Here is a 23,554-nt window from a genome sequence, read left to right on the forward strand (position 1 = left end):
CTCGCGACCGTAGCACCCGCCCCGCGAACAGAGCACAGGGAGCTCCCGAGGGAGAGCCGAGGTCTCCCGAGGCAGAGCCACGGTCCGCCGAGGTAGAGCCCCGGTGAGGACCAGGGCTCTACCTCGGCGTTCGGCTCAGGAGCAGGTGACCGCCTCGTGCTCGACGGTGAAGGTCGAGGTGACCTCCTCGCCGTCGACCACCGCGGTGGCGGTCACCGTGGCCTCGCCGGCCGCGACCGCCTTCTGGCGCGTCGCGAACGACTGGTAGGCGTTCTTGCCGGGCGCGACGTCCGCGACCTGCTTCTCGCCGAACGGCGTGGCGAGCCGGACGTCCACCGGCACGGCGCCGTCGTTCGTCGCCCGGACCGCGACGTACGCCTTGCCCGCGAGGCAGCGCGTCTGCACGTCGACGGACACGGGCAGCTCCGCCCCGGCCTGCGGCTGCACCAGGACGGCGACGGACCGCCCGGGGACGGTCACCGTGCCGGTGGCCGCGTCCCACGTGGTGCCGCGCACGACGTCGTCGCTCCCCTCCTGCTGCACGGGCGAGAGCACGTACTCGCGGCCCGCGAGCGCGGACAGCGGGACGGTGACCTCGTCCGGGGAGGCGTTGAAGACGGCGAGGAGCCCGTCGAGCGCGGGGTCGACGTCGGTGCCGACGGTGTCGTCCACCGCCATCGCGACGACGCCCGGGACCTGGTCCGGCCCGGCACCCGGGAAGGTGACCTTCTCCTGGATGAGCTCCGGGTCGCCGAGCCGGAACAGCTCAGTCGAGTGCCGCAGGCGCAGGAGGTCCTGCGCCTGCGCCGACGCGGTGGCGATGTCGTCGGGCGACGGCTTGAGCGCCGGGTCCGCGAGGAGCGGGGCCATGAGCGGCCACTTGTCCTCGTTGTCGGCCGCCATCGGCAGGCCCTTGCCGAACCCGTTGTCCTGACCGGTCCAGTCGATGGCGTTGAACCAGTCGCCCGAGTCGTAGCTGTTGCGGTCGAGCGACTTCGACCGCAGCAGGTCCGTGCCCGCGTGCCAGAACGACGGCGTCTGGGAGAGCGCCGCGGTCGCGAGCGAGACCGTGTTCATGCGCACGCGCTCGTCCATCGGCGTGTCGGCCGGGAGCTTGAGCGCGAGCAGGTCGAACAGCGTCTCGTTGTCGTGCGCGTCGACGTAGGTCACGACCTCCTCGGGCGAGTCGGCGTAGCCGGCCGGCGCCCCGCGGTAGTCGATCTCGTCGCCGCGCTTCTCCTCGCCCGTCGACGTGACGAGCGTGTAGTCGCGCAGGTTGCCCGCGAGGCCGAGACGCACGAGGTCGGTCTGGTGACCGAGGTCGGCGAGCTCGTCCGCGGACCCGTCGTTCACGGTCCCCGGCTCCCCCGCCCGGGCGGGCTGCCCGTTCGGGTCGGTCGCGAGGCCCGTACCGAAGCCCTGCGTGAACGTCGTGGCGCCGTCGACGGGCGAGCCGCCGTGCACGGCGTCGCGCAGCCGGTCGGAGAAGGTCCCGATGCCCGTGCCGCCGAGCTGGCCCTGCGTGGCCTGCTCGAACAGCGCGTTGCCCGCGACCTCGCCGAAGTCCCAGCCCTCGCCGTACAGGTAGACGGACTTCCCGTCGACGCCGTCCTCGGCGAGCGTGAGCTCGTCGAGCGCGGCCCGCACGTCGAGCATGTTCTGCTTCGAGTGGTGGCCCATGAGGTCGAAGCGGAACCCGTCGACGCGGTAGTCCTTCGCCCACGTCACGACCGAGTCGACCATGAGCTTGCCCGCCATCGCGTGCTCGGTCGCGACGTTCTGGCAGCACGTGCTCGTCTCGACGGACCCGGTGGTCGGGTTCTGCCGGTGGTAGTAGCCCGGCACGACCTTGTCGAGGACGGACTTCGCGTCCTGCCCGCTCGCGGCGGTGTGGTTGAACACCTGGTCGAGCACGACCTGCAGCCCGGCACCGTGGAGCGAGCCGACCATGGTGCGGAACTCGGCCACGCGCGCGCCGCCGTCCGCGTCGAGGGCGTACGACCCCTCCGGCGTGCTGAAGTGCCACGGGTCGTAGCCCCAGTTGAAGCCGTCCTGCGCCTGCACCGCCGCGACGGCGGCCTGCTGCTCGGGCGAGTCGGGCGCGAACCCGGTGAGGTCGCCGGTCGTGGCCTGGGCCGCGCGGTCCTCGGGGATCGACGCGATGTCGAACGTCGGGAGCAGGTGCACCGTGGTGACGCCCGCGTCCGCGAGCTCGCGCAGGTGCGTCATGCCGGCCGAGTCCTTCTCCGCGAACGCGAGGTACGTGCCGCGCCGCTCCGCCGGGACCGTCTCGTCGGAGATCGAGAAGTCCCGGACGTGGAGCTCGTAGATCGTCTGGTCGACCGACCGCTCGACGACCGGGGCGGGCGTGCCCTCCCAGGCGCTCGGGCGGAACGCGGGGTCGTCGAGGTCGACGGCCACCGAGTGCGTGGAGTCGAGCGTGAGACCCACCGAGTACGGGTCGGTGACGACGTTCGTCTCGACCTTCCCCGTGCTCGGGACGTAGACCTGCACCTCGTAGAGGTAGCGCGCGCCCTTCCAGCCGACGGCCGCGCCGCCGAGCTTCTTGTCGGCCGCCTTGCCGTCGAGGGTCCACGTGCCGTCGGCCTGGCGGGCTGCCTCGAACCGGCGCGGGTCGTCGTCGAGCGACGCCCCCGCGGGCCACGCGAGCACCGAGACGGCCTTCGCCGTCGGCGCCCACAGCGCGAACGACGCCCACTTGCCGTTGGCGTGCCACGAGACGCCGAGCTCGCGCTCGGCGGCGTCCTCGGCGAACAGGTCGTCGACGACGCCCGGCACCTGGACCCCGGTCGCGGCCGTGAGCGCGCCGCCGTCGGCCCGGGTGACGAGGAGCTGGCCCGTGAGCGCCGCCTCGACCTCGGCGCGGTCGAGCGGCTCGCCGTCGTCGAGCACGCGCAGCGCGGTGTGCCCGGCGAGCGCGGGGAACTCGGCGGCGACGTCGTCGGGCAGGCCCGACGGGTCGACCTGGAGCGTGTACGACGCCGTGCCCTCCGGCGCCTGCACCTCGCCGTCGGCGCCGCCCGGGGTGACCGAGAGCCCGCCCTCGGGGGCGGACCACAGGGTCCACTCGTCGCCCGTGCCGAGGTCGCCCGGCCAGGCGACGACGCCCTCGCGCACCCAGTGCGCGGCCTGCTGGCCGGTGCCGGGGAGCGGCGGGTTCGCGACGTCGATCGTCAGGACGTGGGACGCGAGGTCGTAGGAGAACGTGACCAGCTCGCCGTCGCCGACGGAGAACTGGTAGTTCGCCCCGTCGCGCGCGCCGCCGACGCCGTAGTTCTCGGCCCAGCTCAGGCCGTGCGCGACCTTGCCCTCGTACGCGCCGGCCGCGAGGCGGTCGGTCGACCAGGTGTAGACGCCGTCGCCGTCCGGGTCCTTGAGCCAGGACGCCAGGCAGTCGGGCGCCCACGAGCCGGGGCAGCCGACCTGGTCCTGGAACGAGCCCGCGAGCGTGACGATCGGCCCCTGCGCGGTGCTCGAGAAGTCCTTGCTCACCGGGTCCCAGTAGAACGTCACCGGGCCGCCGGCCGTCGTGTACGTCGCGTTGGTGCCGTCCTGCACACCGCCGACGCCGTAGTTCACGGTCCACGACCCGTTGATCGCGACCTTGTACTCGTACGTCCCGGCGGGGACGTCGAACGTGCCCGCGTAGACGCCGTCCGCGCGCTTCGTGAGCTTCGCGGCCTCGCAGCCCGGGGCCCAGTCGCCCGCGCAGCCCATGGCCGCGTTGTGGCTGCCGGGCACGGTGACGAGGTCGATCTCGGGCTCGGGCTCCTCGCCCACGACCCCGCTGACGTCGACCCCGACGCTCGCGAACGTGGACGCGGCGGCGCGGTCGCCGTCGGCGTCGGTCGTCACGGCGCGGTACTCGACGAGCGTGCCGTCGGCGAGGCCAGCGACGTCGTGGAAGACGCGCGGCGCCGTGTCCTCCGCGGTGCCGAGGGGGTGCCACTCGGCGCTCCCGACCTCGCGCCACGCGAACGACGTCTCGGCCCACGCGTCCGCGTCGACCGTGGCCGCCACGGGCGCGACGCCCGTGACCGCGCCCCCGGCCTGCGGCACGGTGAGGGCGATGTCGCCCGACGAGTCCGCGCCGACCTCGCGGTCGGCCCGGAGCACGACGGTGCCCGTCGCCGGGACGGTCAGCGTGACGACGCCGTCGGCGTCGGCGGTGACGGGGGCGGCCTGCTCGCCGTAGAGCACCTCGTACGAGGCGCTGGGCGTGAGGGTCGTGAACGTCGCCGTCCGCTCCTGCGCCGCGTTGTTCAGCGCGACCAGGTGCTCGACCTTCTCCGTGCGGTCGACGCGGCTGAACGCGTACACGCCCGCGCCGTTCTCGACGTAGCGCTCCACCTGGGCGCCGTCGGCCAGCGCCGGGTGCGCCTCGCGCAGCGCGGCGAGCCCGGCGATGTGCGCGTACAGCGGCGCGTCGGTGCCGAAGCGGTCGACGCTGCCCGCCTGCTCGCCGGTGACGAGCGGCTGGTCGGCGTACTCGTCGACCTGGGTCGCGAACAGGGTCTGGCGCGCGTCCTTGTCGCCGCCCTTCCCCGCGAAGCCCTGCTCGTCGCCGTAGTACACGACCGGCTGCCCGCGGGTCAGGTACATGAGGTCGTGCGCGAGCTCGTCGCGCGCGAGCGGGTCGTCGGTGCTCGCGAGCATGTACCCGACGCGGCCCATGTCGTGGTTGCCGAGGAACGTCGGCAGCGCCTGCGCGTTCGTCGTCGGCGTCGTGTACATGTCGTCGCTCGCGAAGAGCGACGCCAGGCCCTTGGCGCTGTTCCCGCTCGCGAAGCTCGTCGCGGCGGACTGGAACGTGAAGTCCAGCGTCGAGCTCATGTCCGTCTTGCGCACGTAGGGCGAGAGCTTCGCCGCGTCGGCGTCGTACACCTCGCCGAACATGAAGAAGTCGTCCTTGCCCTGCGCGTGCGCGTAGTCGAGGACCTCGGTGGTCCACGTCTCCCAGAACTCGAAGTTCACGTGCTTGACGGTGTCGATGCGGAAGCCGTCGATGCCGAGGTCGATCCAGTCCTGGTAGACGTCGACGAACCCGTCGACGACCGTCGGGTGCTCGGTCATGAGGTCGTCGAGGCCGTCGAAGTCCCCGTACGTCACGGACTCCCCGGTCCACGTCGAGTTGCCGCGGTTGTGGTAGAGCGTCGGGTCGTTGAGCCAGGCCGGGACCTTGAGGTCCTCCTTGCCCGCCGGGACGACCGGCGTGTACGGGAACGACGTCGCGGCGTCCAGCGCCGGGAAGTCGCCGGTGCCCGCGTGGTCCGCCGGGTCGAACACGGTGCCCTCGGCGTCGCGGTACGGCGACGTGGCCTGGTCGACGTACGAGTACTGCTTCTCCTCGTAGTCGATCACGTCGGCCGTGTGGTTCGTGATGATGTCGAAGTAGACCTTGATCCCGCGGTCGTGCGCCTCGTCGATGAGCGCCTCGAGCTCGGCGTTGGTGCCGAGGTGCGGGTCGATCTGCGTGAAGTCGGTGATCCAGTAGCCGTGGTAGCCCGCGGACGCGTCGGCGCCCGTGCCCTGGACCGGCTGGTTCTTGAACGACGGCGTGAGCCAGATCGCCGTCGTGCCGAGGCCCTCGACGTAGTCGAGGTTCTGCCGCAGGCCCGCGATGTCGCCGCCCTGGTAGAAGCCCTTGTTCGTCGGGTCGAACCCGGAGACGAGCGGGTCGTCGCCGAGCCCCGCCGTGTCGTTCGACGGGTCGCCGTTCGCGAACCGGTCGGTCATGACGAAGTAGAAGCGTTCGTCCGACCCGGGCTGGCGCACGGGGGGCACCACGAGGTCGGCGTCCTGCGCCTCGTCGTAGCCGCCCGCGAGCCCGAGCGGCGTGAGCGCGATGCGGTGGGTCGACTCGTCGAACGTGACGCGCACGGTCGCGTCGCCGCCGAGCACGAGGGGCGCGTTGTCCTGGCTGCCCTCGCGCCCGTACGCCTCGTCCCAGGCGTCGTCGTAGGCGACCTTGTACTCGTAGGTGCCCGCGGGCACCTCGAAGTCGGCGGACCAGACGCCGGCGGCGTCGGTGGGCGCGAGCTCGGTCGCCGCGCACGCGGGATCCCAGTCGGCGGCGCAGCCGAGCTCGGACTGGAGGTCGCCCACGAGGGCGAGCGTGCGCTCGTCGGCCCCCGCGGCGGGGGCGGCGAACGCGGCGAGCGTGACGCCCGCCAGGCCCGAGGTGGCGAGCGCGACGGCGGTGACCGACGCCGTCGTGCGGGCCCCGCGCGCGCGGCGGGGCGTGGTGTCGGATGGGTGGGGCGACGGTGTGCGCGGGACGCGGCGACGTCGCGGCGTGGAGGTCATGAGGACTCCCTCGTCCGGTGGCTGGTGCGGGACCGCAAGCGTGAGCAGGCAGGTGCCGGCAAGGACGCGGACGACGGGACCAGCAGCGGGCGACGTCGACCGCGGCTTTCTCAGCGTACGGCTGAGCCGAACTGTACTGGTTGCAGAAACTTGCAGCAAGAGTGTGCAGACCCGTGCGGGAGGGCAGGGCGACGCCTCGTCGCGGGCGGTGGGTGACGAGGGGCGGGCGACGGCGCCGGGCGCTCCGGCAGCGCCCGGGGCGTTCGGGCGGGCGTGGTCGCCCGGCGCCGACCCGAGGCAGCGGCGGTCGGACGCGCGGAGCGCTCAGCCGGCCAGCAGCGCGCCGCGCGCGGCGCTCGCGAGGACGTCCGCGAGCTCGCGGACCCGCTCGGGGTCGGCGGGCAGCTGCGGCGTCGCGACCCGCAACCACGCGGGCTGCGGCGGTGTCACGAACGTGCGCGACGACGGGGCGAGCACGATCCCGCGCGCGCCGAGCTCGGCGAGCGCCTCGTCCTCGTTCTCCGCACGGACCCACACGACGAGCCCCCCGGGCGGTGTCGACGTGCGCACGTCGTGCTCGGCGAGCGCCTCGGCGAGGTCCCGTGCGCGCGCGGCGTACCAGCGGCCGGAGTCGGCGACGAGCGCACCGACGCTCGGCGTGACCAGCAGGTGCGCGAGCGCGTTCTGCAGGATGCGGCTCTGCGCGAGGATGCCGTGGCTGCGCAGGCGGCGCACCCCGAGCACGACGTCGCGCGCGCCGCCCACCACCGTCGTCCGCAGGTCGAGGCCGAAGGCGCGGCAGAACGACGTCACGCGCACGACGCGGCCAGGCAGCAGCCGGCCGAGACTGGACGGCCGCGCCGGGGCGAGGGGCCCGAGCACGTCCTCCTCGAGCACCCAGGCGTCCGGGGCGTGGGTGCGCAGGACGTCGGCGAGCTCCGCGAGGCGCTGGGGCGTGACCCCGCCCTCCAGCGTGAACTCGCCTCCGGGCTGGTAGACGAACGTCCGCGCCCCGGCGGCGAGCGCCCGCGCCAGGTCGTCGGGCACGGGCCCGGACGCGTCGGACGCGACGCCGACGACGGCGAAGCCGACCGAGCGCAGGTTGCCGATCGTCCCGGAGACAGCCGGCTCCTGCACCGCGATGAGCCCGCCGGACGGCGTCGCGGCCTCCGCGGTCAGCAGCGTCGCCTCCCCCGCGCCGCTCACGGTGACCCACTCCGCCGCGTCGAACGGCCAGTCCTCGCGCACCGCGTCGAGGAGCGCGGGGGTGATGGGCTCGCGGCGCAGGGAGTTGGTCTGGGGCTCGCGCAGGCTGTGGGAGAACGCCTCGAGGAGGTCGGGCAGGCGGTCGGTCGTCGGGTGCGCGGACACGAGGTCGACGGACGGCCAGCCGTCGAACGCCGTGGCCTCGCCGGCGCGCGGCCAGACCGGGGCGCTCGCCGGGCCCCGGACGATGGTGCCGCCGCGCCGACGGGTCTGCACGAGGCCGCGGTCCACGAGCAGCGACCACGTGCCGGCGACGGTCGAGCGGCCGAGCCCGGACGCCGTCGCGACCTCCTCGATGGTCGGCAGGCGGGTCCCCGGGGCGAGCACGCCCTCCTCGATCCACGCGGTGAGGCGCTCCGCGAGCACGGGGCCGGACACGCCGCGGACCGAGGCGATGAGCTCCGAGGGCGTGCGACCCTCGCGCTCGTCACCGACGTCGGAACCTGTCGTGGTCATCGCCCCTCGATCGCCGGTCGCCGCCCGCGGCCTGCTCCACGACGGCTTTTCATCCAGATATATATCAGGTGGGCGCGCTCCGGAGCGAGCCCGCAGCGCCACCCCGTCACGCGGTCTCACTGATTGGACGGTCCCGCCGTCGGCTTGGATCGAGCGCCTCGCCGTGGTTAACGTCTACCCGTGACCCCGAATCTTCCATCACATATGTCTGTGATGGGCATCGCGCACCGGCTCCGCTCCGGCCGGACGAGCGCGCGCGCCGTCGCCGAGGACGCGCTGGCCCGCGCGGACGCGGTCGACCCCGTCGTGCGCTCGCTCGTCTGGCGCGACGACGCGGCGACGCTCGCCGCGGCCGACGCCGTCGACCGCTCCCGCGCGGCGGGTGCGGGCCTGCCCCCGTTCGCCGGGGTCCCGCTCACGGTCAAGGACACGTTCTCCGTCGTCGGGCAGCCGTGGACGCGCGGCTCGCTCGCGATCGACGAGACCCCGGCGACGTCGACGGACCTGCTCCCGGCGGCCGCCCTCGCGGCGGGCTTCGTCCAGCTCGGGCGTGCCGCGACCCCCGAGCTCGCGATGACGACCTCGTGCGAGAGCCCGCGCTCCGGCACCACCCACAACCCCTGGGACCTCGGCCGCTCCCCCGGCGGGTCGAGCGGCGGGTCCGCGGCCGCAGTCGCGGCGGGCATCGTCCCGGTCGCCCTCGCGAGCGACGGCGGCGGGTCGCTCCGGGTGCCCGCCGCGTTCTGCGGCCTCGTCGGCCTCAAGCCCGGACGCGGCCTGCTCCCCCAGCGCGTCCAGGGGTGGGAGGGCGGCGCCACGGAGGGCGTGGTCACCCGGACGGTGCGCGACACGGCCGCCGTCGTCACGCGGCTCGCGGCGCCCGACCCGCTCGCGTGGCAGGTCTCGCCGGGCGCGCCCGACCTGCTGGCGGGTCTCGACCACGCACCCGCCGCCCTGCGAGTCGGCCTGCTCACGCGCTCGTTCGACCCGCGCATCGCCGTCGACGCCGCGTGCGTCGCCGCCGTGGAGGACGTCGCGGACGTGCTGCGCGCGCACGGGCACACCGTCGTGACGCTCGACCCGCCCGAGGAGGGCGCCGAGCTCATGGACCTCTACCCCGGGGTGATCATCCCCGCGTGGCTGCGCCAGACCCCGCTCGACCACCCCGAGCTCCTGCAGCCGTACATCCACCGCGTCATGGCCCAGGCGGACGACCTCACGGCGACCGACTACGTGCGCGCCGCCGTCCGGGTGCGGGCGCTCGCCCGGACCACGACGGCGGCGCTGTTCCGCGAGGTGGACGTGCTCCTCACGCCGACCACCGCGACGTGCGTCCCCGCGGTCGGCGTGGTCCTCGACGAGCTCGCGCGACAGGCCCCCTCGCGCGAGTCCGTGGTCTACGAGCGCACGCTCGCCTTCACGACCGTCCCCAGCATGATCGGTGCCCCCGCGCTCACGCTCCCCACGCACCTGGACGACGACGGCCTGCCGCTCGGCACGCAGCTCGTCGCGCCGCAGGGCCACGAGGACTGTCTCCTGCGGCTCGGCCAGGTCCTCGAGCAGCACTACGCCTGGGACCTGCGCCGGCCGCCGTACCACGCCGACGTCGCCTGACCCCTCCGCACACCCCGCTCCGCCGCCCGTCCGTGCGACAGCGGCGCTCGACCCCAGGAACGAGACACCGATGACCCGCACCTCGCGCCGGTCCCCCCGGCCCCTGCCCCGCACGCTCGCCGCGGCCTCCGCGCTCGCGCTCACCGCCGGCCTCGCGGCCTGCTCGACCGGCGAGCCCGCACCGGGTGACGACGACGCGTCGGGCGACCTGTCCGGCCGGACGCTCAAGGTCGCCGTGTACGCCGGCTCGTGGGGCGAGTCGTTCACGAAGGCGTTCGTCGACCCGTTCGAGGCCGACACCGGCGCCACTGTCGAGCTCGTCCCGGGCGGCCCCGCCGACTGGCTGACGGCGCTGCGCTCGACGCAGGGCGGCACGCCCGCCTACGACGTCGTCGCGTTCACCCCGAACGTCATCCCGAGCGCGGTGTCGGCCGGCGTCGTCGCCGAGCTCGACACCGAGCGCGTCGAGCAGTTCGACCAGCTCAACCCCGTGCTCGCGGAGCAGAGCAACGTCGACGGGACCCAGTACGGCGTCCCGCTCACCGTTGGCTCGACCGGCATCGCCTACCGCACCGACAAGGTCGCCGAGCCGCCGACGGACTGGTCCGACCTGCTCGACCCGGCGTACTGCGGCCACGTCGCCGTCTCGCCCCTGACCTTCAACACGGGCGTCGAGTTCCTGGCGGGGCTCATCAACGAGGCCGGCGGGACCATCACCGACCCGGACGACGTCGACGCGGCCTTCGACCAGCTCCAGGCGCTCGCCGACTGCGCGTCCGCCTTCCCGGCCGACGGCACGAGCGTCGAGACCGCGCTCGCGAACGGCGACGCGTGGATCGCCGCGCACTGGGACGGTCGCGCCTTCGTCCAGCAGAACGCGGGCGAGCCCATCGGGTTCGCCTACCCCGCGTCAGGCTCCGTCGGCGCCCTCACCTCGCTGTTCGTCACCGAGGGCACCGAGCAGGAGGACCTCGCGTACGCGTTCCTCGACTACGTCGCGTCGAGCGAGCACCAGCCCGTGTTCTCCGAGGGCACGTGGTACGCGGCGTCGAACGACGAGAACGTCTACCCCGAGCAGTTCGACGAGCAGATCGCGAGCGGGCCGGGCGCGTACGACGACTTCGTCTGGGTCGACTACGAGACCATCACGCCGCAGCTGCCCGACCTGCAGGCGCGCTGGCAGCAGATCTTCGGCTGATGGCGGCACCGACGACGGCCCGAGGCACGGGCACGACGACGCAGGGGCGCGTGGAGGTCCACGGGCTGAGCGTGGGGTACGGCGGACCTCCCGTGCTGGAGCTCGACGAGCTGACGATCGAGGCGGGCGAGTTCGTGTCCGTGCTCGGGCCGTCCGGGTGCGGCAAGTCGACCCTGCTCGGCGTGCTCGCCGGGTTCGTCGCCCCCACGACCGGCACCGTCGTCATCGACGGCGAGGACGTCACGCACGTGGCGCCCAACCGCCGCGAGACCGGCCTGGTGTTCCAGAGCTACGCGCTCTTCCCGCACATGACGGTGCGGCGCAACCTCGAGTACGGCCTGCGCACGCGCCGCGTCCCGCGGGCCGAGCGGACGGAGCGCGTCGCCGACGCGCTGCGGCTCGTCGACCTCGTGGACCACGCCGACCGCTACCCGCAGCAGCTCTCGGGCGGTCAGCAGCAGCGCGTCGCGATCGCGCGCGCCCTCGTCACGCGACCGCGCGTGCTCCTGCTCGACGAGCCGCTGTCCAACCTCGACGCGAAGCTGCGCCGCCAGATGCGGCACGAGCTGCGCGAGCTCCAGCGCGAGGTCGGCACGACGACGGTGTTCGTCACGCACGACCAGGCCGAGGCGCTCGCGCTCTCGGACCGCGTCGCCCTGCTCGCGCACGGCGGGCTCGAACAGCTCGGCACGCCGGAGGAGCTCTACCGCGCCCCCCGCACCCGCTTCACGGCGGACTTCGTCGGCGCCGCGAACCTCCTGCCCGTGCGCGGCGAGGACGGTGCGCGCACGGTCCTCGGCCGTCGCCTCGCGCAGGGCGACGACGTCGACACCGTCGCGCTGCGCCCCGAGCACGTCCTGCTCGCGGACCCGCGCGACGGCGCGGTGCCGGCGACCGTCCTGTCGGTCGGGTTCACGGGCGAGCGCTACGAGTACCGGGTGCGCACCGCCGACGGCACCGACCTGCTCGCGAGCCCGCCGGGGAGCCGACGCTTCGCCGAGGGCGCCGCCGTCGGCCTCACGTGGCCCGACGACGCGCCCCTGCACCTCGGGGCGGCCTGACGTGACCACCACCCTGCCCTCGACGGCGACGCCCGGGCGCACCACGCGCGCCCCGCGCCGCGAGACGCGCGGCCTCGTCGCGGCCGTCGTGCCGACGGCCTTCGTCGTCGTCGCGTTCCTCGTCCCCCTCGCGGGGCTGCTCGTGCTCAGCCTGCGGCCCACCGACGCGATGAACAACCCGCTGCCGGGCCTCACGCTCGCGCAGTACCGCGAGGTCTTCACCACGCCCTACCTGTGGGGCTCCGTCGTCGAGAGCCTGTGGCTCGCGGTCCGGGTGACAGGCACGTGCCTCGTCCTCGCGTTCCCCGTCGCGTGGTACCTCGCGCGCTCGACGTCGGCGGTGGGCAAGAGCCTCGTGTTCGTCGTCACGCTGTCGCCGCTGCTCACGAGCGAGGTCGTGCGCTCGTTCGGCTGGCGCGTGGTCATGGCGGGCGAGGGCCCCGTCAACGTCGCGCTCCAGGCCCTCGGCCTGACCGACGAGTCGCTCCCGCTGCTGCGCTCGCCCTGGACCGTCTTCCTCGCCGTGGTCCACGTGCTCCTGCCCTTCGCGGTGCTCGCGCTGTCCGCGTCGCTCGGCGCGATCGACACGAGCCTGCTGCGCGCCTCCGCCGACCTCGGGGCGTCGCCGCTGCGGACGTTCCGGTCCGTCGTCCTGCCGCTCGCGACGCCCGGCGTGGTCGCGGCGCTCGTCATCGTCTTCTCGCTGAGCATGGGCGTGTACGTCACGCCGCTCCTCGTGGGCGGCGCGAACCAGTCCCTCGCCGGGTTGCGGATCCAGACCGAGGCGATGGTCGCGTTCGACCAGCCCCGCGCCGCGGCGCTGAGCTTCGTCCTGCTCACCGTGACCCTCGTGGTGTGCGGGCTCGTCGGTCTCCTGGGCCGCGCCGCGGAGCGGGGGCGTCGTGGCTGAGCCCTTGTCGTCCGGCCGGGCCACGCGGGACCCGCGCCGCCGCACCCCGCGCCCCGTTGGCCGGGGCGCCCGGGCGCGCCGCGCGCTCGCCCTGGTCCCCGTGCTGCTCGTGTGCGCGTTCCTCCTGCTCCCGCTCGTCGTCGTCGCCGTGAGCTCCCTCAACGCGGACAACAACTTCCGCTTCCCGCCCTCGGGGCTCTCGCTGCGCTGGTACGCGGAGGTCTTCGGCTCGACCCAGTGGCTCGACGCGCTCGGGTACTCGTTGCGCGTGGCGCTCCTCGTCGTGCCGGTCGTCGTCGTGCTGGGCACGCTCGGCGGGTACGCCGTCGGGGCCGGGACGTTCCCCGGGCATCGCGCCCTCGGGCTGCTCTTCCTCTCCCCCATGGCGGTACCCGGCGTCATGGTCGGGCTCGCGCTGCTCTACCAGCTCCAGCGCACGGGCATGGTCGGGTCCGCCGAGGGGCTGTGGCTCGCGCACCTCGTCGTGACGTTCCCGTTCTGCGTGCGCGTCGTCGCGGTGAGCGCGGCCGCGCTCGACCCGCGCCTCCCGCGTGCCGCGCGCTCGCTGGGGGCCTCCCCGCTGCGCACGTTCCTCACGATCACCGTGCCGCTGCTGCGGCCCGGGATCGTCGCGGGCGCGTTCCTCGCGGCGGTCATCTCGCTCGGCGAGGTCGCCGTGTCGGTCCTCGTCGCGGGCGCGGGCGAGGCGACCGTGCCCGTCCGCATCTACTCCGCGGTGCAGGTCCAGCTCGAGCCGACCGTCGCCGCCGTCTCGACGCTCCTCCTCCTCGTCAGCGTCGTCACCATCGCCGTGCTCGACCGCACCGTCCACGTCTCGAGGTTCCTGTAGACCATGACGCCCCCCGCAACCCGCCGTCGCTGGCGCATCGGCATCGACGTCGGTGGCACGTTCACCGACCTCGTCGCCGTCCCCGGCGACGGCACGTCGTGGTCGCTCGCCGAGGCGGTCACCCACAAGGTCCCGAGCACGCCGCACGACCCGTCGGAGGGCGTCGAGACGGGGCTCGCCCAGCTCCTCGCGCGCGGCATCGACGCGGCGGACGTGGCCGCCGTCGCGCACGGCACGACCATCGGCCTCAACGCGATCCTCCAGGGCCGCGTCGCGCGCGCGGCGCTCGTCACGAGCCGCGGCCACCGCGACGTCCTGCAGATCGCCCGCGCCCGGATGCCGCGCTCGTTCGACCTGCACGCCGTGCCCGCGCGGCCGGTCGTGCCGCGCGAGCACGTGCTCGAGGTGGACCACCGGTTCACCTCCGACGGCGACGCCGTCGGGACGGCGGTCGACGACGCCGAGCTCGGCCGGCTCGTCGCGCGCCTGCGCGCGGTCGCGCCCGAGGTCGTCGCCGTGAGCCTGGTCGGCGGCTACGCCGCGCGGGAGGCCGAGCAGCGCCTCGCGGACCGCGTCTCCGCGGAGCTGGACGTCCCCGTGACGTCGGCGGCCGCGGTGTGGCCCGAGGCCGGCGAGTACGAGCGCACGACGCTCGCCCTGCTCGACGCCCAGATCACACCGCTCATGACCGCCTACTTCAGCGCGCTGCGCGAGCGGCTCCGGCGCCTGCACGTCGACGCGCGCGTGTACATCACGACGTCGAACGGCGGGTCGGTCTCGATCGGCTCCGCGATGCGGCGGCCCGTGCAGACGGTGCTCTCGGGTCCCGCCGGCGGCGTCTCGGCGGCCGCCACCGCGTGGCCCGGGACGGACATGGTGACGATCGACATGGGCGGGACGAGCAGCGACATCGGCGTGCTGCGCGGCGGGCGGCCCGTGCTGACCACGACCGCGACCGTCGGTCCGCACCCCCTCATGACGCCCGTCGTCGAGGTCTCCGCGATCGGCGCGGGCGGCGGCTCGGTCGTGAGCGCCGACCGCTCGGGGGCGCGCGCCGTGCTGCGCGTCGGTCCGGCGAGCGTCGGCGCGGTCCCCGGCCCGGCCGCCTACGACGCGGGCGGCACCGAGCCGGCGCTCACGGACGCGTACGTGCACGCGGGCGTCATCGACCCACGGACCTTCCTCGGCGGGACCTTCCCGCTGCGCGCGGACCTCGCGACGGCGGCGCTCACGCGCGTCGCCGCGGACCTGGACGAGGACGACAGGCCCGCCCAGCCCGCCGGGGGCGCGGACCGCGCCGACACGGTCGCCGACGCCGCGTTCCGCGTCGCCTCCGCCGGCATGGCCGCGCGCCTGCGGACCGTCCTCGCCGCGCACGGCGAGGTGCCGGAGCGGTACACCTTCGTCGCGTTCGGCGGGGCCGGGGCGACGCACGCCGCGCTCCTCGCCGAGGAGGTCGGCGTCCGTCGTGTCCTCGTCCCTGCCGCGGCGGGGACGTTCTGCGCGCTCGGCGCGGCGATCGCCCCCGTCCGGCGCGACGTCGCCCGCACCGTGCGGACGGTCGTCGACGACGCGTCGCTCGACGCGCTCGCCGCCGCGGGCGCCGAGCTCGAGCACGAGCTGCTGGACTGGCTGCGCACGCAGGACGTGACGGCGAGCGGCACCGTGACCGTCAGCGCCGACCTGCGCTACGCGGGCCAGCCGACGACGATCGAGGTCGTGCTCGGCGAGCGGTCGACCGCCGACGCCGGGGCCCCGCCCCCGCGACCGTCGGCCGACGTCCTCCTGCGCCGGTTCGCCACGCAGCACGAGCGCGTGCACGGGTTCGCCGACCCGGTGGCGGTCGTGCGGGCCGAGACCGTGCGCGCGAGCGTCACCGTCCACCTGGGCGAGGTCCGGTCCGGCAGCGGCGGGGCGACGTTCGTCGCGACCGGCACGCGTGCCGTCCGCTACGACGGCACCGCGCGGCCCGCAGGCGTCCACACGCTCGCGCCGACCGGCGGCGAGGCGTCGGTCGCGGGCCCCGCGGTGGTCGAGAAGCCGGACACGACCGTGCTCGTGCCGGCCGGGTGGACGGCGACGAGCGACGACGGCGGGAACCTGCACCTCGTGCGGGACCGCGCCGAGAAGGAGGGCTGACGTGCTGACGACGGTCGAGAAGGACGTCGCGCACACGCGGCTGCAGGCCGCGGTCGAGGAGATGTGCCTGACGCTGCGGCGCGCGAGCCGGAGCCTGTACGTGCGCGACGCGGCCGACTTCGCGTGCGCCGTCGCCGACCTCTCGGGCCGGTTCGTCGCCTACCCGCAGGACGTCGGCGTCTCCGGCTTCGTCGGGCTCGACCTCGCTCCCGCGATCGAGGCGGCGACGGCCGACGGCCCGCTCGCCCCCGGCGACGTCGTCCTGACCAACGACCCCTACCTGTCCGGCGGCCTCTCCACGCACCTGCCGGACGTCCATGCGCTGGCTCCGCTGTTCGAGGGCGACGCGCTCGTCGGTTACGCCTGGGCGTTTGTGCACGTGTCCGACGTCGGCGGGCGCGTGCCGTCCTCCGTGAGCGTCCTCAACGACTCCGTGCACGCCGAGGGCCTGCGCGTGCCGCCCGTGCGGTACGTGCGCGGCGGCACGGTGGTGCGGGAGGTCGAGGCGATCCTCGCGGCGAACTCCCGCACGCCCGACGCGAACCGCGGCGACCTGCACGCCATGCTCGCGGCGCTCGGCACGGGGCGGCGGCGGGTCGCGGAGCTCACCGCGGAGCTCGGCGCGGACGGCTTCGCCGAGGTCGGCCGGTTCGCGCGCAGGCAGAGCGCGACGCGGGCCCGCGCCGCGCTGCGCACGCTCGCCGACGGGACCTACCGGTTCGAGGACTTCCTCGACAACGACGGCGTGAGCGACGTGCCCCTGCGCGTCGTCGTCACCGCGACCGTCGACGACGGCGCCGTGCACCTCGACCTCACGGGCACCGACCCGCAGGTCGAGGCCGCGCTCAACATGGTGACGTTCGGTCGCGCGCACTCCTGGGTCGTGACCCGGATCTTCGCGATCGTCGGGACGCTCGACCCGGCCGTGCCGCTCAACGGCGGGCTCATGGACGTCATCGGGTTCACGGCGCCCGAGGGGACGCTCCTCAACGCCACCGGCACGGCCGCGACCGGCGTGCGCCACGCCACCACGTCGCGCGTCAACGACGTCGTGTCGGGCGCCCTCGTCCAGGCGGCGCCCGAGGTGCTCCCCGCGGCGTCGAGCGGTCTCGTCGTGCCCGTGGTGTTCGCCGCGTCCGACGGGTCGCGCGTGGACGTGGTCGAGCCGATGGTCGGCGGGACGGGCGCGCGGCACGGTGCCGACGGCGCCGACGGCCGCGACTCCGGCATCTCGAACCTCTCGAACAACCCCGTGGAGACGGTCGAGGCGAACGTCGCCGTCCGCGTGCTGCGCTACGCGCTGCGCCCGGACTCCGGCGGTGCCGGCCGGTGGCGCGGCGGCAGCGGGCTCGAGCTCGAGATCGAGGCGCTGACCGACGGCGCGCTGCTCGCCCGGGGCCTCGAGCGGCTGCGCTTCCGGCCGTGGGGGTTCGCGGGAGGGCACCCGGGCGCGCTCACCGAGCTCGTCGTCAACGAGGGCCGACCGGACGAGCGCCGGCTGTCGGTCGTCGACGTCGAGCCCCTGCGCGCGGGCGACCGGGTCGTGCTGCGCACCTCGGGCGCCGGCGGGTACGGCGACCCGCTGCTGCGGGACACGGCCGCCGTCGCCGCCGACGTCGCCGCCGGGCTCGTGACGCCGACGCACGCGCGCGAGGCGTACGGCGTGGTCGTGCGCGACGGCGCGGTCGACGCCGCGGCGACCGCCGCCGAACGGTCCCGGCGCGCGACGACGTCCGCCCCCGTCCATGCGCTGGGGCCGGAACGGGAGCGCTGGGAGCGGGTCTTCCCGCCCGACCTCGCCGACCGCCTGGACGCCTACCTCCGCACGCTCCCGACGACCACGCGCGCGGCGCGGCGGCGTGCGGTGCTCGGCAGCGTCCTCGACGCGCTGCCCCACCGGTTCCCAGGCGCCCCCGCGGACGAGGCGGCGCTCGACGCCGCGGCGCGCACGTTCGCGGCCGCCGTCGCCGACCTCGCGGGGACGCCGGGCGCGTGACGGACCGGCAGGAGGACGCACCGCGCCTCGACGCGGTCGTCGTGGGCGGAGGTCCGCGCGCCGTCGCCGTCGTCGCGCGGCTCGCCGCCCGGCGTCGTCCGGACGCGGTCTGGGGCGCGGCGCCGGACCCGGGGCTCGCCCCGCTGCGCGTCGCGGTCGTCGACCGGGTGGAGGTCGGCGCGGGCGCGACGTGGCGCACCGACCAGTCCCCGCTCCTGCTCAACAACACGACGGCGGCACGCACGACGGTGCACGCGGACGACTCGACACCGCAGCCCGGCCCGGTGGTGACGGGCCCGGACCTCGTGGCCTGGGCCCGCGCCACGGCGGCCGGCGACCCGGGCGCCGCCGAGGACGCGGGACCGCCCCGGGAGCCGGCGTGGGTCGGGGCGGAGGCGCGCGCGATCGGTCCCGCGTCCTACCCGTCCCGCCGGCTCCAGGGCGCCTACTACCGCGCGCAGCTCGCCGAGGCGGCGCGGCGCGGCGGCGTGGAGCTGGTGCCCGTGCAGGGCACCGTCGTCGACGTGCGCCGGGCCGGTCCGGGCGAGCGGGAGGTCGTGCTGGCGCCGGATCCTGCGCGCCCGGGCCCGCGGACCCTGCGCGCGCCGGTCGTCGTGCTCGCCCAGGGGATGGTCCAGGCGCGCCCGTCGGCACGCACTACGGCGTTCGCGGAGGCGGCGCGCGCCCACGGGCTGGTGTACGTGGCGCCCGGCATGCCCGCGGAACGGGGCTGGGACGCGGTGCCCGCGGGCGAGGACGTGCTCGTCGTCGGGCTCGGGGCGAACTTCTTCGACGTCCTCGCGCTGCTCACGCTCGGCCGGGGCGGCCGGTTCGTCGACGCCCGCACCGGCTCCTCGTCCGACGCCGCGGGCCGCTCCTGCGACGACGGGGGTGCCGACGGCCCGCACGCGGGCGACGCCCTGCGCTACCTCCCGGCCGGGACCGAGCCGCACCTGCTCGCCGGCTCGCGGCGCGGGATGCCCTACCGCGGCAAGGGCGCGCCGGACGACGGCCCGCCCGCCGCGTACGCGGCTCGGGTCGCGACGCGCGCGCGGTTCGACGCGCTCCTCGCGCAGGCAGGCGGGCGTCCCGTGGTCGACCTCGCGCGCGACGTGCGGCCGCTCGTCGCGGCCGAGCTCGTCGTCGCCCACCTCTCGGCGCTCGCCGAGCACCGGCCCGCGGCCCTCCGCGAGCCGCTCTCCCCCGACGAGGTCGTCCGTCGCGTCGCCTCCTCGCCGGACCCGGCCGCGACCGCCGCGGCGCTCGTGCGGGACCCCGCCGACGCGTTCGACCCGGCCCGGGCGGACCGGCCGCCCCTCGTCGCGCCCGCCTGCTGGCCCGCCTCGGTCGAGCGCTGGGTCCGCGACGAGCAGGACTCCGTGGCGTCCCCGCGCACGTCGCCGCGCGCCCGGGTCAACCGCGCCATGGAGACGCTGCGCGGCGAGGTCGCCCGGCTCGTCGGGGCCGGGGTGGTCGACGGCACGTCGCTCGAGACCACGGGCGAGGGCGAGCTGACGCCCCTCGGCCTCGCGCTGGCCTCCGGGCCGCCACCGCGTCGCACGGCGCAGCTCCTCGCGCTCGTCCATGCCGGCGTCGTCGAGCTGCTCGGGGAGGACACCCGCGTCGAGGTCGAGGACGGGGCGTACGTCGCCCGCAGCCGCGTGCGCGGACCGGTCCGCGCTCGGGCTCTCGTCGAGACGCGGATGTCCCGCGGCGCGGTCGGCCCGACCGACGACCCGCTGCTGCGCGCCCTGCTCGACTCGGGTCGCGCACGGCGGCACCCGCTCCCCACCGCGCAGGGCGGGACCGTGGCGTCCGACAGCCTCGACGTCACGCGCGACGGGTTCGCGCTGGTCGACGCCTCCGGGACGCCGGACGACCGCGTCGTGGTGCTTGGCATCCCCGCCGAGGCGGTGCAGCGCGGCTCCGCGATCGGCGCGAGCCCCGGCGTGCCCTCCCCGCTGCTCGCCGGGGCCGACGTCGCCGCGCGCCGGGTCCTGGAGGCTCAGCCCGCGAGGTGACCCCAGCGCGGGGCGAGCTCGGACCACGGCCCGACGGCGGCGACCCGGCCCTCGGCGAGCACGACCACGCGGTCCGCCCGGGCGAGCGCGGCGCGCTTGGACGTCGCGCCGACGACCGTGGTCCCCCGCTCGCGCAGCGACTCCCACAGCTCGATCTCCGTCGCCGCGTCGAGCGCGCTGGAGACGTCGTCGGCCAGCAGGAGCTCGGCGTCGGTCGCGAGCGCCCGCGCCAGGGCGAGCCGCTGGACCTGGCCGCCCGAGAGCCGGACGCCGCGGTGCCCGACGAGGGCCTCGTGCCCGCCCGCCTCGACGACGTCCCGCTCGAGCCGCGCGGCCGCGACGGGCCCGTGGACGTCACGCTCGTGGCCGAGCCGCACGTTGTCCGCGAACGTCCCGGAGAGCACGCGCGGCACCTGCGCGACGTGCGCGACCTGGCCCGGCCGCAGGAACGTCTGGGCGTCGACGACGTCCGTGCCGTTCCAGCGGATGCGGCCGGTGTGCTCCATGAGGCCCGCGAGCGCCGAGAGCAGGCTCGACTTGCCCGCGCCGACCTGCCCGAGCAGCAGGACGAGCTCACCGCGGCCGACGGACAGGTCGACGTCCTGGACGCCGATCGTGCCGTCGTCGTGCAGCGCGGTCACGCCGTCCAGGTCGATCCGCTCGAGCGGCCGCCGGGGGCCCGGGTCGGGCGTGGGGGCGGCGCCGGTGAGGAGGTCGACGCCGGGCGGCAGGTCCATGAGGTCCGTCCCGGCGGCGAACCGGCTCGTCGCGCGCTGCCACGAGCGGGTGCCCGGCGCCTCGGTCACGACGGCGCCCGCGACGACCCCGAACCAGCCGAAGCCGGTCACGGCGTTGGCGACGAGGAGCGCCGTCGCGAGGTCCCACGTCCCGGTGAGCAGCCCGGCCCACGCCGCGACGACGCCGAGCTGGATCATCACGAGCGGGACGCCGTCGAGCGCGGCCTGCACGCGGTGCTCGAAGACGGCGGCGCGCACGCGCCCGGCGTCCACCTCGCGCAGGTGCGCGTGCACCTGCGGCGTGCGGGCGGCGAGCTTCACCGTCCGCGCGGAGTCGAGCGCCGAGACGAGCGCTCGGCCGAACCGGGCGCGCGCGGCCGACGAGCGGGTCGCCGACCGCCCGGCGATCGGCCGCCCGAGCGCCGACGCCGCCGCGGACACGACCATGACGGCGAGGAGCACCGCGCCGGCGAGCCACGACCGGCTGAGCAGCGCGGTGACGCCCGCGATGACGAGGCCGTTGACGAAGTCGACCCAGCGGTCGGCGTACCGGACGAACCGATCGGCGTCCATGGCACGGGCGACGACCTCGCCGGGCGGCGTGGCCGTGAGCCGGTGCTGACGCGTCTGGCCCGCCATGACCGCCATGCGCACGCGCAGCAGCACCTCGACCCACCAGCGCGGGTAGACGTACAGCGCCCACGCGAGGCACAGGGGCGCGACCACGAGCAGCACGGCGAGCGGCACGAGCTGACGCGCCGGGAAGCCGGAGCCGAGGTCCTGGACCGCCTGGCCCCAGAGGAAGCCGGTGACGGCGCCCTGGGCCGAGACGAGGCTCGTGACGAGGAACAGGACCGCGCCCACCACGCCCCACGCCGGGCGGACGAACAGGGCGTGCGCGACGCCGCGCGCGAGGCTCGGCCCGTCGCCCGGGTCGTCGAGGACCGGCGGCTCGCCGCGCCGTCGGCGTCCGCCGACCGCGTCGGAGGCGCGGGCCGCGGGCGTGTCGCCCTCGGCGCCCGCGTCGTCCTGCGCGACCGCGTCGTCCTGCACGGCCGCGGACGCCGCGGGCGCGGCGGCGGGCGCCGGGTCGCCGGGCGCGAGGTCGTCGACGTCGTCGGCGCGCGGGCCGCCGTCCTGCGCGACGCTCGCGACGAGCAGGTCGCGGTAGGGACCGGGGGCGTGGGCGAGCGCGGCGCGCTCGCCCTGCTGCACGACCCGGCCGTGGTCGAGGACGGCCAGCAGCCCGGCCCGCTCGATCGTCGTGAGCCGGTGCGCCACGAGCACGCCCGTGCGCCCCGCGAGCAGCCGCTCCGACGCGGCGACGACGCGCGCCTCCGTGAGCGGGTCCATGCGCGCCGTCGCCTCGTCGAGCACGACGACCTGCACGTCGCGCACCAGCAGGCGCGCGAACGCGACGAGCTGCTCCTCCCCCGCCGAGAGCGACGTCCCGCCGGGACCGAGCAGGGTGTCCAGGCCGTCGGGCAGGCCCGCGACCCAGTCGTCGAGCCGCAGCTCGCGCACCGCCGCCTCGACGTCGGACCGCGGGACGTCCGCGAACAGCGCGACGTTCTCCGCGAGCGTGCCCGCGAGGATCTCGGTGCGCTGCGTGACGACGCCCACCGCCGCGCGCAGCGCCTGGAGGTCGAGGTCGCGCACGTCCACGCCGCCGACGAGCACGGCGCCGCGCGGCGGCTCGACCGCGCGCGAGAGCAGCGACGCGAGGGTCGACTTGCCCGAGCCGGTGCGCCCGACGAGCGCGACCGTCTCCCCCGCGGGCACGTGCAGGTCCACCCCGTCGAGCGCGAACGTGCCCTCGGCGTAGGAGAAGTGCAGGTCGCGCACCTCGATCCCGACCGGCCCGGCGGGCAGCGTGCGCCCGCCCGTCGGCTCGGGCTCGACGGCGAGCATCTGCCGGATGCGCGTGAGCGCGCCCAGCCCCTCCTGGATGTCCGGGAGGTGGTGGACCAGGTTGTCCACCTGCCCGACGAAGAGCGCGGTCACGAGGAACAGGGTGACGAGCCGGTCGACGCCCAGGTCGCCGTCCGCGGCGAGCGCGGCGCCCGCCACGGCCACGCCCGCGAGCAGCGAGGCGAGCACGAGACCGGCGCGGCGGAGCATGCGCGCCTCGACGACGAGCACGGCCTCGAACTTGCGGTGCACCAAAGCCGACCGCTCGGCGAGGCGCCGGATCGCGAACGACTGCCCGAGGCTCGTGCGCAGGTCGTCCCGCGCGGCGACGGACTCCTCGAACGCCGCGGCGTGGTCCGTCCACGCCATCTCCTCGATGACCTTGCGGCGCGCGATCTCGCCCAGCATCGGGCGCACGATGAACCACGCGACCGCCCCCAGCACCGGGAAGAGGACCCACGCCGGCCACCAGGTGAGGCCGGCGACGACCCACATCGGCAGCACGCCGACGACGGTGCGGCCCGCGCCCCAGAGCTGACGGCGCACGAGCGTGCCGACGGCGTGCGTGTCGTCGTCGACGCGGTCGAGCACCTCGCCGACCGCCTGCTCCGTGAGCGTGGCGAGCGGCTGGTGCAGCGCCGCGGTGAGGAGGTCGCCGCGCAGGCGGCCCTCGGCGCGGTCGACCACGCCCGCCCACACGACCTGGCCGACGGTGTCGAGCAGCGCCGCGCCGACGACGCACGCGGCGAGGAGCTGGAGCGTCGCCGTCGTCGGGTCCTCGGCGAGCCACCCGGCGATGACGGTGCCCAGCGCGGCGCCGACCGCCCCCACGGTGAGCGCGAGCAGCGCGACGACGGCCTGCGGCCCGCGCAGGCGGCGCCAGTCCAGGCGCCGGGCCGGGTCGGGCGAGCGCGGGGCGGCGGCCGACGGCGCGGCGTGCGGGTCGGACGGGGGGTTCGTGGGCTGCTCGGTCGGCAGGGAGGCGTCGATCATGGCCCCACGACCCTACGGCGACCCACCCCCGCCGACGCAGGGATTTTCGCTGCCCGCAGCCCTGCCCGGCCCGGT

The 23,554-nt window shown here is 75.8% G+C and carries 11 protein-coding genes; 8 read left to right on the top strand and 3 right to left on the bottom strand.

Annotation, left to right across the window (positions count from 1 at the left end; genetic code table 11):
• Positions 1-135 precede the first annotated feature (135 nt).
• Both pulA and B9L22_RS00670 read right to left on the bottom strand, forming a co-directional pair.
• Complete coding sequence (gene pulA / locus B9L22_RS00665; protein WP_086148897.1) at positions 136-6,327, bottom strand: pullulanase-type alpha-1,6-glucosidase; 6,192 nt, start codon at positions 6,325-6,327, stop codon at positions 136-138.
• Positions 6,328-6,651: 324 nt separating this feature from the next.
• Positions 6,652-8,049 (bottom strand): aminotransferase class I/II-fold pyridoxal phosphate-dependent enzyme, encoded by a 1,398-nt coding sequence (locus tag B9L22_RS00670; protein WP_086148898.1) that lies wholly within the window; start codon positions 8,047-8,049, stop codon positions 6,652-6,654.
• Between the two features lie 213 nt (positions 8,050-8,262).
• Between B9L22_RS00670 and B9L22_RS00675 the strand changes: the two genes are divergently transcribed.
• The 8 genes from B9L22_RS00675 to B9L22_RS00710 all read left to right on the top strand — a co-directional run bounded on the left by B9L22_RS00675 (position 8,263) and on the right by B9L22_RS00710 (position 19,838).
• Complete coding sequence (locus tag B9L22_RS00675) at positions 8,263-9,663, top strand: amidase (RefSeq protein ID WP_158097128.1); 1,401 nt, start codon at positions 8,263-8,265, stop codon at positions 9,661-9,663.
• A gap of 70 nt (positions 9,664-9,733) precedes the next feature.
• Entirely contained in the window at positions 9,734-10,861 is a 1,128-nt protein-coding gene (locus tag B9L22_RS00680) for a PotD/PotF family extracellular solute-binding protein (RefSeq protein ID WP_086148900.1), read from the top strand.
• Entirely contained in the window at positions 10,861-11,922 is a 1,062-nt protein-coding gene (locus B9L22_RS00685; RefSeq protein ID WP_086148901.1) for an ABC transporter ATP-binding protein, read from the top strand. Before B9L22_RS00680 ends, B9L22_RS00685 begins: the two co-directional genes overlap by 1 nt.
• Before the next feature lies 1 nt (position 11,923).
• A complete protein-coding gene (locus tag B9L22_RS00690) occupies positions 11,924-12,832 on the top strand; it encodes an ABC transporter permease (RefSeq protein WP_198947172.1) in 909 nt (302 codons plus the stop codon).
• On the top strand, positions 12,825-13,682 hold the full coding sequence (locus tag B9L22_RS00695) for an ABC transporter permease (RefSeq protein ID WP_233139545.1): 858 nt from the start codon (positions 12,825-12,827) through the stop codon (positions 13,680-13,682). Before B9L22_RS00690 ends, B9L22_RS00695 begins: the two co-directional genes overlap by 8 nt.
• 3 nt (positions 13,683-13,685) lie before the next feature.
• A complete protein-coding gene (locus B9L22_RS00700; RefSeq protein ID WP_086148902.1) occupies positions 13,686-15,821 on the top strand; it encodes a hydantoinase/oxoprolinase family protein in 2,136 nt (711 codons plus the stop codon).
• 1 nt (position 15,822) lies between these two features.
• Positions 15,823-17,817 carry a hydantoinase B/oxoprolinase family protein gene (locus B9L22_RS00705; RefSeq protein ID WP_086148903.1) on the top strand — a complete coding sequence of 665 codons (1,995 nt, stop codon included), beginning with the start codon at positions 15,823-15,825 and terminating at the stop codon, positions 17,815-17,817.
• Complete coding sequence (locus tag B9L22_RS00710; protein WP_086148904.1) at positions 17,814-19,838, top strand: FAD/NAD(P)-binding protein; 2,025 nt, start codon at positions 17,814-17,816, stop codon at positions 19,836-19,838. The genes B9L22_RS00705 and B9L22_RS00710 overlap by 4 nt, the downstream gene beginning before the upstream one ends.
• Here the strand turns inward: B9L22_RS00710 and B9L22_RS00715 are convergent.
• Complete coding sequence (locus B9L22_RS00715) at positions 19,823-23,479, bottom strand: ABC transporter ATP-binding protein (RefSeq protein ID WP_086148905.1); 3,657 nt, start codon at positions 23,477-23,479, stop codon at positions 19,823-19,825. The genes B9L22_RS00710 and B9L22_RS00715 overlap by 16 nt on opposite strands.
• Positions 23,480-23,554 lie beyond the last annotated feature (75 nt).

Origin of the sequence: Cellulosimicrobium sp. KWT-B, from assembly GCF_002127155.1 — a bacterium.
Lineage (GTDB): Bacteria > Actinomycetota > Actinomycetes > Actinomycetales > Cellulomonadaceae > Cellulosimicrobium > Cellulosimicrobium funkei.